Here is a 14151-nt window from a genome sequence, read left to right on the forward strand (position 1 = left end):
AAGCGCGGGCAAACTTTGTTTTCCTTCAGATGCTTAGGACAGCAACATGCGCGTAATTCTAGCAACCGTGGCTGGCTGCCTGCTGGCCACAACCGCCTTCGGCGCCCAAGCCCGGGCCCTGAGCCAGAACGATCGCCAGGTATGCGGCTGGGGCGCGCAGATCGCCGCCGAGGCGCAACAGGCCAAGCTTTCCGGGGTGACCCTGTATGCCACGCGCAAGAAGTTGCAGGTACGCAAGTTCGCCAAGCCATGGATGCGCATGACGGCGTTCGGGATCACCGAGCAGACGTACAACAGCCGCTCGCGGCTTAAGCCGGCGGCGATCAAGCAGACGTACTACGAGCAATGTGCCCAGCATGCAGTTGCTAAAAAATAGTTCATATAATTCATATGGTTATGAGCTATATGAAATGTAATTTATTAGCATATATTGAAGTGGTTTCGAGGTATTCGGCGGCGTAGTCGGCAGCCGAGGGAGCGGGCTTGCCCAACGATCTGGCCAAGCTGCCATCGCGGGACAAGCCCCCTCCCACAACACCTCCCTGTCAATCAGGCCTGTCGATCAAGGCTCCGCAATCCCCGTGGTATCGCCGATCAGTGTCTGCGCCTTGAGCGGCAGCGGTGCCGCCTTGCGCAGCGCCGCCACCTGCCCCGCAGTCACCGCCGCGGCCTGGTTGCCCCAGCTGCTGCGAATGAAGTTGACCACATCGGCCACCTGCTGGTCCGACAGCCGCCAGCCGAAGCCGGGCATGCTGAACGTCGACGGCGCGCTCGCCGTGGCCGGGAGGGTCGCGCCTTCCAGCACGATGTGGATCAGCGAGGTGGCATCCTGCCCCTGCACCACCGGATTGCCTGCCAGCGCCGGGAACACCCGGGCATAGCCCTGGCCGTCGGTACGGTGGCAAGCCCCGCAGTTGTCCACGTACAACGCCGCGCCCGTCTTGCCGTCATTGCCTTGCCACAGCGCCCGGGCCACGCTGGGGTCCGCCTGGAACGGCTGGTCGTCCGGGTTGGTCGGCGGCAAGGTCTTCAGGTAGCGGGCAATGGCCGTCAGGTCGGCATCGCTCATGTACTGCATGCTGTGCTCGACCACGTCGCTCATGCCGCCGAACACCGCCGTGCGCTCGTTGCGGCCGGTCTTGAGGAAGGCGACGATCTGCGCCTCGTTCCAACTGCCCAGGCCGTCCTTGTGGTCGCCGCGCAGGCTCTTGGCGATCCAGCCCTCGAGCGGTGCGCTGCCGGCCAGGAAAGCGTCGCCATCGGTGGTATCCAATGCCTTTTCCTGCAGGGTGATCGCCCGTGGCGTATGACAGGCGCCGCAATGGCCCAGCCCTTCGACCAGGTAGGCACCCCGCGCCACCACCGGATCACGCCCTGCGGCTTCGACCGGCTTGACCTCGGGCGCGAACAATCCACGCCAGAACGCCAGCGGCCAGCGCATGCTCAATGGCCAAGGGATGTCGCTGGCCTTGTTCTGCTGCGCCACCGGCTGCACGCCGTGCATGAAGTAGGCATACAGCGCCTGCATGTCCTGATCGCTGACCCGGGCATAGGACGGGTATGGCATGGCCGGATACAGCGTACTGCCATCCTTGCCGATGCCCTGGCGCACGGCGCGCTCGAAGTCTTCGTAGCGGTACTGGCCGATGCCGCTGGCGTGCGGGGTGATGTTGGTCGAAAAGAGGGTGCCGATCGGCGTCTCCATCGGCAGCCCGCCGGCGAAGGGCTTGCCGCCCTTGGCGGTGTGGCAGGCCACGCAGTCGCCGGCACGGGCCAGGTACTCGCCCTGCTTGACCAAGGCTGGATCGACGCCGTCGGCGGCATGCAGCAAGGTGCTCGCACCCAGGCCGAGCATGGCGATGAACAGTGTCTTGAGTTTCATGACCGGCCTCCTCATGCCTGCACCAGTGGGCCGGGGTTCTTCAGGTAGCGTTCGCGGATCGCCCGCGCCGACCAGTAGGTCAACGCCGCCACCAGCCCGGTGGGGTTGTAGCCCAGGCCCTGGGGGAAGGCCGAGGCGCCAGGCACGAACACGTTGTGCACGTCCCAGCATTGCAGGTAGCGATTGAGCGCGCTGGTCTTCGGGTCGGTGCCCATGATTGCGCCGCCATTGAGGTGGGTGGTCTGGTAGGTGGAGGCATCGAAGTGCTGGCCGAAGGCCTTTTTCCCCGCGCTGATTGCCTTGGGCCCCATGGCTTCGGCGATCTTGCCCATGCGCTCGACCATGAAGCGGTTCATCTTCACGTCGTTGTCCTTCCAGTCGAAGGTCATGCGCAGCAGCGGCTGACCGTAGGCGTCCTTGTACACCGGGTCCAGGTCGAGGTAGTTGTCGCGGTAGGACTGGTGCGCGCCGTGGGCGTCCATCGACAGCATGTGCCGGTAGCTGTCGGCCACCGCGGCCTTCCAGGCGCTGCCCCATTTCGGCGTGCCCGGCGGCACCTTGGTGCCGGAGATCGGCTTGGCGCCCGCCTGGTTGACCCAGAACGGCGAGCCGCCGACGAAACCGTGGGGGCCATGGTCGAAGTTGTCGGCGTTGAAATCGTCCACCGCCACACCGTTGCCGCCGGCACCGATAAAGGGGTTGGTATGGTGGCTGTCGCGGTCGAAGAACGCGGTCACGGTGGAGATGTTCTGGTAGGCGAAGTTGCGCCCCACCACGCCTTGGTTACTGACCGGATCGTAAGGCTTGCCAATGCCCGAGAGCAGCATCAGGCGCACATTGTTGTACTGGAAGGCACCGAGGATCACCAGGTCGGCCGCTTGCTCGACCTCGCGCCCCTGGCTGTCGACATAGGTCACGCCGGTGGCCAGGCGTTTGTCCTGGGTCAGGTTGACCCGCAGCACATGGGCGTTGTTGCGCAACTCGAAGTTGGGCACCTGGCGCAGGGCCGGCAGGATGTTCACGTTGGGCGAGGCCTTGGAGTACATGTAGCAGGCATAGCCGCTGCAATAACCGCAGAAGTTGCACGGCCCCATCTGCGCGCCGTAGGGGTTGGTGTACGGCCCGGAGGTGTTGGCCGACGGCAGGTTGTAGGGGTGATAACCGACGTCACGGGCGGCCTTCTCGAACAGTTGCGCCGACACGGTGTTCTTCTGCGCCACCAGCGGGAAGTCGCTGGAGCGGTCGGCGGCGAACGGGTTGCCGCCCTTGTCGCGGCCCACCACCTGGCCCTTGATCGACCAGGCCGTGCCGGAGGTGCCGAACACCTTCTCGGCGAAATCGAAGTACGGCTCCAGCTCTTCGTAGCTCACGCCGAAGTCCTGGATGGTCATGCCGTCGGGGATGAAGGCCTTGCCGTAGCGCTCCTCATAGTGGCTGCGCAGGCGCAGCTCAACCGGGTCGACGCGAAAATGCACGCCGGACCAGTGCAGCCCCGCCCCACCCGTGCCGGTGCCGGGCAGGAAGGCGCCGAACTGGCGATACGGCACGGCCACGTCGTTGACGCTGTGGCGCAGGGTCACGGTCTCGCGGGAGATGTCCATGAACAGCTTCTTGCGCGAGTTGTAGGTCAGCTCGTCCATGGTCTGCGGGTAGACGCCGTCCGGGTAGGTGTCCCGGGCCGGGCCTCGCTCCAGGGCGAGCACCTGCAGGCCGGCCTCTGTCAGCTCCTTGGCCATGATTGCCCCGGCCCAGCCGAACCCGACGATGACTACATCGACTTTTTTCATCTGGCTCATGCTTCAACCCCGCTCGCCGCTGATGGAGACCGGCGGGAACGGATAACGCTCGTCGCGCTCCACCCAGTCCATGAAATCGGCGCGGGCGCCGGGGAAGCCCACCAGCTTCCAGCCGACCAACCCCTGGTTGCCGCCGTGCAGCGGGTCGCTGAAAAAGCCTTCGCGGGTGTTGAGCCAGAGCATGTTGAAGAAGGTGGCCGCCGGCAACGAGGCAAACGTCGCCGTGCCGCCGTCCAGGGCTTCCAGTACCTGCTGCTGGTGCGCAAGACCGAGCTGGGCGAACGCCTTGCCGAACTGCGCCTTGCACCAGGCGTCGGTCTCGGCGATGCCCAGCCGGTAGATCTCCTGGGGGTTGAGCTTGAGCTGGTAGCCCAGCTCGCTGGGGGCGTCGGGGTGGAATGGCCCCTGCATGTACCACAGCCCGCCACTGCCGTAGCGGGTGTTGAGCTGGCGGTCGATGAACTCGGGCACGCCGGCATCGGCCGCGCCCGCGCCCAGGGCATCAGTGGGTATGAGCACGGCCACGGCGGCGCTGACGAAGGCCCACTCCTCCTGGGTGAAGAAGGTCGGCTGGTAGGCGCGCGCGGTAACCGGCCGGGCCGGTTCGGCGGCTGCCGGGGTGGCGCTGTCGGCGAGCACTGCACCGCCCAGTCCCGTGCTGGCGAGGGTCGCCACCGGGATCAGGGTCAGGGATTGGCGCAGGAACGCCCGGCGCGCCGGTTGCACGGAGGCGGGTTGGTCCTTGGACATGAGGATGTCTCTCTGTTGATCAGGTCATACGGGAATCGTCGCCCTTTTCGCCAATGAAGATCCCGGCGCCGGCCGTGCAAGACAGCGCTGTCTTGCGCGGCCGGCCTTGAATTGCCAAGGGGTCGCAGAGCGCCCCGGGATCTCGAACCAGACAAAGGCTGTTGTTTTGGTAGGCATGAGGCAAGCACGACGCTCACCAGGTTCAGTTGTTTCGCCGCTCCCAGGCCACAGGGTTGACCAGGTTCGTCGGCCGCTCGCCAGCCAGCGCGGCCAGCAGGTTGTCCACTGCGCAGCGGGCCATGGCTTCGCGGGTCTCCAGCGTGGCCGAGCCGATATGCGGGGTGACCACCAGGTTGTCCAGTTGCAGCAGCGGCGAATCGGCCGCCAGCGGCTCCTGCACGAACACGTCCAGCCCGGCGCCACGAATGCGCCGCTCGGCCAGGGCCTGGAGCAAAGCCGCCTCGTCCAGCACTCGGCCACGGGAGATGTTCACCAGGATCGCCGATGGCTTCATCAGCGCCAGCTGTGGCGCGCCGATCAGGTTCTCGGTCGCGGCGGTCAACGGCAGGCACAGGCAGACGAAATCGGACTCGGCCAGCAATGCCTCCAGGCTGCGATAGCCGGCGCCGAACCGCGCCTCCACTTCGGGCCGCGGCTGACGGGTGTGGTACAGCACGCGCATGCCGAAACCGGCATGCGCGCGTCGGGCCAGGGCTTCGCCGATACGGCCCATGCCGACGATGCCCAGGGTCTTGCCCTGCACGTCGCAGCCGAACTGCGCCGGCCCGATCCCGGCCCGCCAGTGGCCGGCGCGAATCCAGCCATCGAGCTCGACCACGCGCCGGGCACAGGCCAGGATCAGCGCGAAACCGGTGTCGGCGGTGGTTTCGGTGAGCACGTCGGGGGTGTTGGTCAGCAGCACCCCGCGCTGATCCAGCGCCTCGATATCGTAGTTGTCCACGCCCACCGACACGCTGGAGATCACCTCCAGCTGCGGCGCCAGGTCGAGCAGCGCGCGGTCCAGGCGCAGGCTGGCGCCCAGCAGGCCATGGGCGCCCGGCAGCGCCGCGCGCAAGCGCGCCAGGCCATCGGCGGCCGGCGCTTCCACCAGGGTCACCTCGGCCTGCGCGTGCAGGCGCGCCATCAGTTCATCGGAGAGGCGTTTGTAGGCGACGATGCGCTTTTTCATGCTGAGGCTCCTATCGGCTCGGCGCCAGGTTGTGCCGGCGCGCCTGTTGCAAGGGGTTGAGGACGGCGGTCAGGGCCACGGCCAGCAGCAGTGCACCGCACATGAACAGGTACGAGGCGCCGGGGCCGCCGGTGACACCATTGAGGTAGCCGACCAGGTACGAGCCCGAGAACGAGCCCAGCGCACCCATGCTGTTGATCAGCGCCATGGCGCCCCCGGCGACGTTGGCCGGCAACAGTTCGGGAACGATCGCGAAAAACGGCCCGTAGGGCGCGTACATGCAGGCGCCGGCGATCACCAGCAAGGCGTATGACCACCAGAAGTGCTCGGTACCCAGGGCATAGGAGCCGTAGAACGCCAGCGCGGCGATCAGCAGCGGCGGCCAGACGAAGCGCTTGCGCTTCTGCAGGCGGTCCGAGGCCCACGACACCCCGAGCATCGCCAGCACCGCGCCCAGGTAGGGCACCGCCGACAGCCAGCCGGCGGTGACGATGTCCAGCGCGGCGGCCTGTTTGAGGATCGACGGTAGCCACAGGACGAAGCCATACACGCCGATGCTCCAGCAGAAGTACTGCAGCGACAGGATGATCACCGTGGGCGAACGGAATGCCTCGGCATAGTTCTTCACCGGCTTGATGCCCTGCTGCTCGGCCTCCAGCGCTTCGCGCAGCGCGGCCTTCTCCCGGGCATCGAGCCACTTGGCCTGCTCCGGTCGGTCATCGACCAGGCGCCACCAGATGAACGCCCAGAGAATGGCCGGCGCGCCTTCGATGATGAACATCCAGCGCCAGTCGAACTGCTGCACCAGGTAGCCCGAGACCACCGACATCCACAGGATGGTCACCGGGTTGCCGAGGATCAGGAAGGTGTTGGCCCGCGAGCGCTCGGCGCGGGTGAACCAGTGGCAGAGGTAGATGAGCATGGCCGGCATCACCGCCGCCTCGACCACGCCCAGGAGAAAGCGGATGGCGATCAGCCAATAGACGTCGTGGACGATCCCGGTCAGCGTGGCCAGCCCGCCCCAGAGGATCAGGCTGGCGAAGATCAGCTTCTTCACGCTGCGCTTCTGCGCGTACAGGGCGCCCGGCACCTGGAAAAAGAAGTAGCCGAGGAAGAACAGCGCGCCGAGCAGCGACGACAGCGCCGGGGTGATCTTCAGGTCGTCGGCCATGCCCGAGGCCGCGGCGAAGCCGTAGTTGGCCCGGTCGAGGTAGGCCAGGCTGTAGGTGATGAAGACGATGGGCATGATGTACCACCAGCGTCTGGGTGCGAGTCGATCGATCTGCATGGGTGTTCTCCTGGTCTTGTTGTTCTTGTCACATCAGGTTGCGCACAGGTCGGCGCTTCAGCGTGCTTCGCGCGCAGGGTTTTCGTGGTGGTCCAGTTCATGACGTTGCGGCAGGCCTTCCATGTCGCCGCGGCTCTGCACCGCGCGGCTGCCGCACCAGTTGCCGCGGGCCACGGCGCGGCGCAGCGGGAAGCCTTCGAGCAAGGCGCTGATCACCCCGACGGCGAAGGCATCGCCCGCGCCCACGGTGTCCACTACCCGGGCGACCGGCTGGCCGGGCACCACGCCATGGGCACCCTGGGCATCGCGCCAGTAGGCGCCTTCGGCCCCCAGCTTGATGGCCACGTACTGCGCGCCCTGTTCAAGGTAGAACTCGGCGATGGCCTGCGGCGACTGCCGGCCGGTGAGCAGGCGCCCCTCCTCCAGCCCTGGCAGCACCCAGTCGGCCTTGGCCGCCAGGGCGTTGACCTCGCGCACCATGGTCTGGCGGTCGGGCCACAGCGAGGGACGCAGGTTGGGGTCGAAGGAGATGCTGCGGCCATTGGCTCGCATGCCGTCCAGCAACTGGTGACACAGTTCGCGGCAACTGCCTGAAAGCGCCGCCGGAATGCCCGTGGCATGCAGGTGCCGGGCCTGCAACAACGCCGGCCGCACCAGCGCGGGCGACAGCCGGCTGGCCGCCGAGCCACGGCGGAAATACTCGACTTTCGGATCGCTGCCATCGTCGCAGCGCTCCTTGAGCTGGAACCCCGTGGGGTGCCCGGCATCGATCTCGACGCTGGAACAGTCCAGGCCTTCGCGGCGCAGGCTGTCGAGCACGAAGGCACCGAGCGAGTCGTCACCGACCCGGCTCAGCCATTGCACCCGCAGGCCCAGGCGTGACAGGCCGATGGCCACATTGCTGTCGGCACCGGCGATGCGTTTGCCGAAGCCCTCGACCTGGGCCAGGTCGCCCGGCTGCGCCGCCACGAACATGGCCATGGTTTCACCGAAGCACAGCACGTCATGCTCAGCCATGGCACACCTGCCCTTCCAGCTCGGCCAGTTGCGCGACCTGGCGCGCCGTCAGTGCCAGCAGGTCCTCGCCGGCCAGGGGGTACTCGATGGCACGCGGCAGGCCCGGGGCGAAATGCGTCATCAATTCGCGCCACTGGGCCAGGTCGAGGTCCTCGGGCACCACGGCCACCAGGCGCCCGTCGGCGCGGCGCGCCACCGCCTTGCAGTGCACGTAGCGCACCCAATGCCCCAGCAATTGCGCGGCCAGCAGCGGCGACTCGTCGTGCCAGTACCAGTTGCCGATGTCGAAGGTCATGCCCGGCGCCACGCCCTGGGCCTGGGCCTCGCGAAAAAACTTCACCAAGGTCTGCAGCCGCCCGCCGTAGGGCGTCTGGTCGTTTTCCACGTACAGCGCCGTCTTGTGCTGCAACAGTGGCGCCAGCGCCTGCAAATCGCAGCCAGCCTGGAAATGACCCAGCGACACCTTGAGCGCCACCGCACCGATCTCACCCGCCAACTGCAGGCGCTGGGCAATCGCGGGCTCCAGGCTGCCGTCCTCGCGCCACAGTTCCAGTGGCGTGGAGTAGAGACTCTGCAGGCCATGCTCGGCGGCCAGGTTGGCCAAGGTAGCGGCATCAGGCGCGGCGTCGAACAGCTCCTCGCGCCACTCCACCCGCCGCGCCCCGGCCGCGGCGAGCAACGGCAGGTAACTGGCCTGACCGAACCGCCTCACGGCATCGGCACCGAAACTCGACAAGCTGATGGAAACAGTGTGCGTGCGCATCGTGGTAGTCCTTGTTCTTGTAGATGAAACCGGTTTCATTTTTTCCCGGCAACAACGGCGTCCGGGGCGCCGTCATTGGTGTGATCGGGTAGAGCCCCGCGCAATGAGCTGCGCGCGCAAATCCAGGCGCCGGGCCGGCAGAGGGCTGCCTTGCAAGCGCTCCAGCAGGCACTGGAACGCCGCAGCGCCGATGCGCCCGGTGGGTTGCGCCAATGCGCTGATGCCGTCGCCCACCAGCGGGTACCAGTCCAGGTCGTCCAGCGCCAGCAGGCCCAAGTCCTGGAACAGCGGCCCGCCCCTGGCGTGCAGCACCCGCACCAGCTCCAGGGTGGCGACTCCGTTGCAACTGAACAGCGCCTGCGGGCCGTGCCCTGCCCCGGCGATGAACGCGCCCAGCTGCTCGGCGAGGCCCGCCCCCACCTCCAGCACCTGCCCGCGCAACCCACGACGCCGGGCGATGGAGGCCTGGAAGGCATCCACGCGCTCCTGTCGCGAGCTGGTACCATCGAGTGGCTCGGTGACGGCGAGGATGTCGCGATAACCGTTGTGTTCAAGGTGATCGAGCGCCTGCTCGACGGCGTCGCTGTTGTCCAGGCCCACCAGATCGACCGGCAGGCCCGCCAGTTGCCGGTCGACCAGCACCATGGGCAGGTCGCGGGCCAGGCTGGCCAGCTCCCCGGCGCGGTGGCCCAGGGTGTTCACGATCAGGCCGTCGACGTTATACGACTGCAGGGCCTGCAGCTGGCTGCGCTCCTGGGCGTCGTCACAGTCGGTGTTGCACACCACCAGGCTGTAGCCGTGCTGCCGACAGGCCGTCTCGACAGCGTGCATCACTGCCACGGAATAGGGGTTGCGGATATCCGCCAGGAGCATGCCGACCAGCCCGGTGCGGCCGCGCTTGAGGGCACTGGCCATGCGGTTGGGGCGATAGCCCAGGCGCTCGACGACGGCTTCGATCCGCTGCGCGGTCGCCTCGGCGAGCAGTTGCCGATCCTCGCCCATATAGCGCGAGACGGTTGCCTTGGAGACGCCGGCCGCCTTCGCGACCTCGCTGATAGTGACCCGCCCGCGGACGGGAACTGCGTCTTTATCCACCCCTGAGCCCTTCTTGTAGGTGTTTGTGCAGGGTTGATGAAACCGGTTTCAATGAAATCAGGGATGGCCCATGCCGTCAAGTGGCGGGCTTTGTGCCAAAGCAGGCGCATACACTGCCAAACCCTCCCTCCTGCCCTGTACCTCGGCCTTCAGAGCGGTATGGTGATACTTCGGACTTCGCTCGCCCTGCCCTGGAGATCGCCATGACCGCTCTGTTTCGTATCAGCCTGGTGCTAATGCTCGCCGGCATGGGAATGGGGGATATCGTGGTGGCCAGCGTCGGGCTGCTGGGCTTGTGCGCAGGTGCCGTGGTGCTCAGCGTTCGCCAGGATGAAGGTGAAGGTGCTGAGGTCACCGGAGAAACTGAATTCATTGCCTAGTTGTGGCGTCAGGTGTTTCCCGCAGCTCACATGAAGGAAACTTCATGATCGCCGCAGCACCCTTGCCTGCGGGCCAGGCCCATGCCTGGGCTGCGCAGGGCGGTGCTCCCGTCTTGAGCCCCACCGCCTGCCCGCGTAGCATCGCCGCCCCACCCGCCGCTCTCCTGTGCTCATGCCGCAACCCATTCCCCTCAAGGACCACGAAAAGGAAAAGCACCTGGTCAACCGCCGGCTGCTGGCCTGCGCCCTGCTGGTGCTCGACCTGGTGGCGGTGCTGGTAGGTCGGCTCTACGTGCTGCAGGTGTTGCAGCACGACCAGCAGTCGGCGGTGTCGGAAAACAACCGCGTGCACGTGCTGCCTATCCCGCCCGAACGCGGCCTGATCTATGATCGCAACGGCGTGGTGCTGGCCGACAACAAGCCCAGCTTCAACCTGACCATGACCCGCGAGCGGGCCGGCGATTCGAAGAAGGTGCTCGACAACCTGGCGCAAGTCCTGGGACTGTCCGAGGACGACCGCCAGCAGTTCGACAAGGACCTGCGCCGCGGCCGCAAGCCGTTCGAGCCGGTGACCCTGCTGGTCGGCCTGAGCGAGGAGCAGATCGCCCTGATCGCGGTCAACCAGTTCCGCCTGCCGGGGCTGGAGGTGGAGCCGCAATTCATTCGCGAGTATCCCTTGGCCGAACATTTCGCCCATTCGGTCGGCTACGTCGGACGCATCAACGAGAAAGAAGCCAAGAGCCTCGACAGCACCGCCTACCGCGGCACCCAGTCGATCGGCAAGACCGGTATCGAGCGTTTCTACGAGGACCAGTTGCACGGCCAGGTGGGCTACGAGGAAGTCGAGACCAACGCCCAGGGCCGGGTGATGCGCGTGCTCAATCATCACGACCCGGTGCCGGGCAAGGACATCGTGCTGAGCCTCGACGCCCACCTGCAGCAAGCCGCCGAGAAGGCCCTGGGCGATCGGCGCGGCGCGGTGGTGGTGCTCGACCCGGCCAACGGCGACGTGCTGGCGATGGTCAGCAACCCGGCGTTCGACCCCAACCTGTTCGTCAAGGGCATCAGCTTCAAGCAATACGCTGCCCTGCGCGATTCCATCGACCGGCCGCTGTTCAACCGCGTGCTGCGCGGGCTGTACGCCCCAGGTTCGACGGTCAAGCCCGAGGTGGCCATCGCCGGCCTCGACAGCGGCGTGATCACCCCCGGCAGCCGGGTGTTCGACCCTGGCTACTACGAGCTGCCCAACTACGAGCACAAGTACCGCAACTGGAACCGCACGGGCGATGGCTGGGTGGACTTGTACAGCGCGATCATGCGCTCCAACGACACCTACTTCTACGACCTGGCGCACAAGCTGGGCATCGACCGCCTGCACGACTACATGGCCGAGTTCGGCCTCGGCCAGAAGGTCTCGCTGGACATGTTCGAGGAAGCCCCGGGGCTGATGCCTTCCCAAGCGTGGAAACGCGCCACCCGGCGCCAGGCCTGGTTCCCCGGCGAAACGCTGATTCTCGGCATTGGCCAGGGCTACATGCAGGTGACCCCGCTGCAGCTGGCCCAGGCCACCAGCCTGCTGGCCAGCAAGGGCGTGTGGCACCGTCCGCACCTGGCCCTGACGATCGGCGGCCAGGCGCCGGTCGACCCGCACCCGATGGCCGATATCGTGCTGCATGACAAGCATGCCTGGGACCAGGTCAGCCAGGGCATGCAGATGGTCATGCACGACCCGCGCGGCATTGCCCGCGCATCCGCCGCCGGCGCCCAGTACCGCATCGCCGGCAAGAGCGGCACCGCGCAGGTGGTGGCGATCAAGCAGGGTGAGCGCTACAACCGCAACAAGACCCTCGAGCGCCACCGCGACAATGCCCTGTTCGTCGGTTTTGCCCCGGCCGATCACCCGGCGCTGGTGGTGGCGGTGATGATCGAGAACGGTGAAGCCGGTGGTCGCGTGGCGGGGCCGGTGGTGCGGGAGGTGATGGATGCCTACCTGCTGGATGAGCAGGGGCATTTGAAAGAGCGGTATGCCGGAGTGCAGCAGCCCAGGAACATCCCGCACAGCTAGTGTCCTGTCGCGGAAATAAGCTGTTCACTTTTGGCGGCGTCTTGGGCGCCCGGCCCGCGTTGCCACTCCTCGCCATAGCCCTGCTATGACTCGTCGCGGCGCCTTGGCCGAACACCCAAGCCACTCGCCAAAAGAGAACGTATTTCCGAGACAGGACACTAGGGTCGCGTTGCCTCAACCTGCGGCTTTCGGCATCAGGTCATAGGGGTGTTTCCACCCTGGCATGTCCTGGATCCGCTGCTTCCAGGCTTCGATATGCCCGAACTCGGCAACCGCCAGGCCGGTGTCCTCGGGCATGTATACATAGCCCGCCAGCGAAAGATCGGCGATGGTCAGCCGCCCACCCACCATGAACGGCGTCTTCGCCAGGTGCGCATCGACGATCTGGTAGGCCGCCCTGGCACGCTCGCGCAGGAAGCGGGTGACATCCGACTCGCCCATTTGCTTGAGGCAGTAGATGAAGCGCAACGCCGCGTAGTAGCTGGTGAATTTGTGGTTGTCGAACAGCATCCAGCGCCAGATTTCGCGCCTCTCGTGATCGTCACGCGGGCCGAACTGGCCGGTGTGCTCGGCCAGGTAGTCGAGGATCAGCGCCGACTGGGTAAGCTTCTCGCCGGCATGTTCCAGCACCGGCACCTCCCCTTGCTCGTTGACCGCGTCACGCCAGTCCTGCCCACGGGTCTGCCCGTGGAAGAAGTCGACGAACACCGGCGCCCAGTCCTGGCCGGTGAGTTCCAGCATCAGCGCGACCTTGTAGGCGTTTCCCGACTCGGCAAAGCAGTGGAGCGTATATTCGGCCATGGAGTACTCCTAGATTCCTTTGGTGGTGGCTGACGCAGGCTAAGAAGGTACGGCGATAAAAGGGCTAGTCAGCTTCAAGTAACACTCATTGGGCAAGTAATTACCCCTCGATGAGAGTGGCAGCCTACCGCTTTTTTTCCATCCATCGAAACAGCTGGCCATCCGCATTCTTTCACACACGCAACCTGAATTTCTTACCTGTCAATTCTGCTAGTTGCCAATCAGCCGCGACGAAGGCAAGGTCATATCGACACGTTCCCTTTAGGCGCGCTGATGAAAAAACCAGAAACCATCCGAGTCAGGCGCGCAATGCTCGCTACTGATGCGCTAGGTTCGATCTTGTACCATCAGACCGTGCAGGATATCCACAGGTTGGCGTACTCAGTTTATGGCTATGATCCAATTGCCAACTTGCCCTTCTCGCAGCTAGGCTTCAATGGGCAAGCACGTGAGCCTAATGGCTTGTACTCGCTCGGCAATGGATACCGATTCTACAGCACCCTCCTGATGCGTTTTGTTTCACCCGATGACCTCAGCCCATTCTCCAGGGGGGGAATCAACGCCTATGGATATTGCGAGGCCGACCCCGTAAACGCTTCAGACAAGACCGGGCACTCAAGGACCCTTCTAATAGAACGGTTCAAAATAATAAAACGCCAACCACAAGCCACCGTAGTACCTGTTGGGAAAAACAAGTTCAAACTCCAGACATGGCAGCCAAAAAGCACATTCAGCCATGAGGCTATCGAACTGCAATCAACAGTCACGAATCTAGAAGCGCCAAGGTATGTAAAGAGCATCGACAGGCTTAATTTTGACAGAAACATGCAGCAGATTGCATCCTTGAAATTAGCGCTTTCATCAAAAATGCGTGTCGACATCCCCACAGTAGAAAGCCATATCAAGCATCTTGAGAACATTAATGAGACCTACCTCGCAAGAGGAGCGGAGCTCATGCGCCAGGCTGCTGACAGCGACGACCTAACTACCTACTTCAAGGGTGAGCCCAGGACGACTCGTGGTGGCTTTAGATTGCCTCTCATTGTCATATCCGAGCCCACCGATTGAACTCTCATCCCACAGCAGGGTTCTTAACATCATGCAGTAACACCCCTGGGCATCACC

General features: G+C 65.1%; 13 protein-coding genes. 4 read left to right on the forward strand and 9 right to left on the reverse strand.

The genetic code is table 11. From position 1 onward, the window contains the following. The first annotated feature begins 46 nt into the window (after window positions 1-46). Window positions 47-376, forward strand: a complete 330-nt coding sequence (locus KHO27_RS10580) for a hypothetical protein (protein WP_102685238.1) — start codon at window positions 47-49, stop codon at window positions 374-376. Between the two features lie 186 nt (window positions 377-562). Here the strand turns inward: KHO27_RS10580 and KHO27_RS10585 are convergent, their stop codons facing one another. The 8 genes from KHO27_RS10585 to KHO27_RS10620 all read right to left on the reverse strand — a co-directional run bounded on the left by KHO27_RS10585 (window position 563) and on the right by KHO27_RS10620 (window position 9780). Continuing rightward, window positions 563-1882, reverse strand: a complete 1320-nt coding sequence (locus KHO27_RS10585) for a cytochrome c (protein ID WP_110704032.1) — start codon at window positions 1880-1882, stop codon at window positions 563-565. A gap of 11 nt (window positions 1883-1893) precedes the next feature. Then, window positions 1894-3669, reverse strand: a complete 1776-nt coding sequence (locus KHO27_RS10590) for a GMC family oxidoreductase (RefSeq protein WP_502937651.1) — start codon at window positions 3667-3669, stop codon at window positions 1894-1896. A 12-nt stretch (window positions 3670-3681) separates the two neighbouring features. Further along, entirely contained in the window at window positions 3682-4428 is a 747-nt protein-coding gene (locus tag KHO27_RS10595) for a gluconate 2-dehydrogenase subunit 3 family protein (protein ID WP_102685241.1), read from the reverse strand. Between the two features lie 202 nt (window positions 4429-4630). Beyond that, window positions 4631-5617: a 2-hydroxyacid dehydrogenase gene (locus KHO27_RS10600; protein ID WP_214501758.1), complete on the reverse strand. Its 987-nt coding sequence runs from the start codon at window positions 5615-5617 to the stop codon at window positions 4631-4633. A 10-nt stretch (window positions 5618-5627) separates the two neighbouring features. Continuing rightward, window positions 5628-6905 carry an MFS transporter gene (locus KHO27_RS10605; RefSeq protein WP_214501759.1) on the reverse strand — a complete coding sequence of 426 codons (1278 nt, stop codon included), beginning with the start codon at window positions 6903-6905 and terminating at the stop codon, window positions 5628-5630. 57 nt (window positions 6906-6962) lie between these two features. Continuing rightward, window positions 6963-7922, reverse strand: coding sequence for a sugar kinase (locus tag KHO27_RS10610; protein ID WP_214501760.1), 960 nt, complete (start codon window positions 7920-7922; stop codon window positions 6963-6965). Next, complete coding sequence (locus KHO27_RS10615; protein WP_110704022.1) at window positions 7915-8685, reverse strand: sugar phosphate isomerase/epimerase family protein; 771 nt, start codon at window positions 8683-8685, stop codon at window positions 7915-7917. Before KHO27_RS10615 ends, KHO27_RS10610 begins: the two co-directional genes overlap by 8 nt. Window positions 8686-8757: 72 nt before the next feature. Beyond that, a complete protein-coding gene (locus tag KHO27_RS10620) occupies window positions 8758-9780 on the reverse strand; it encodes a LacI family DNA-binding transcriptional regulator (RefSeq protein ID WP_214501761.1) in 1023 nt (340 codons plus the stop codon). A gap of 203 nt (window positions 9781-9983) precedes the next feature. Between KHO27_RS10620 and KHO27_RS10625 the strand changes: the two genes are divergently transcribed. Next, window positions 9984-10160, forward strand: coding sequence for a hypothetical protein (locus KHO27_RS10625; protein ID WP_214501762.1), 177 nt, complete (start codon window positions 9984-9986; stop codon window positions 10158-10160). A gap of 172 nt (window positions 10161-10332) precedes the next feature. Continuing rightward, on the forward strand, window positions 10333-12225 hold the full coding sequence (gene mrdA / locus KHO27_RS10630; protein ID WP_214501763.1) for a penicillin-binding protein 2: 1893 nt from the start codon (window positions 10333-10335) through the stop codon (window positions 12223-12225). 174 nt (window positions 12226-12399) lie between these two features. Here mrdA and KHO27_RS10635 read toward each other — a convergent pair whose 3' ends face one another. After that, window positions 12400-13026, reverse strand: a complete 627-nt coding sequence (locus tag KHO27_RS10635; RefSeq protein ID WP_111533247.1) for a glutathione S-transferase family protein — start codon at window positions 13024-13026, stop codon at window positions 12400-12402. Window positions 13027-13299: 273 nt separating this feature from the next. Between KHO27_RS10635 and KHO27_RS10640 the strand changes: the two genes are divergently transcribed. Next, entirely contained in the window at window positions 13300-14094 is a 795-nt protein-coding gene (locus KHO27_RS10640) for an RHS repeat-associated core domain-containing protein (RefSeq protein ID WP_214501764.1), read from the forward strand. The last annotated feature ends 57 nt before the right edge of the window (window positions 14095-14151 follow it).

It is taken from the genome of Pseudomonas sp. RC3H12 (assembly GCF_018596375.1).
GTDB lineage: Bacteria > Pseudomonadota > Gammaproteobacteria > Pseudomonadales > Pseudomonadaceae > Aquipseudomonas.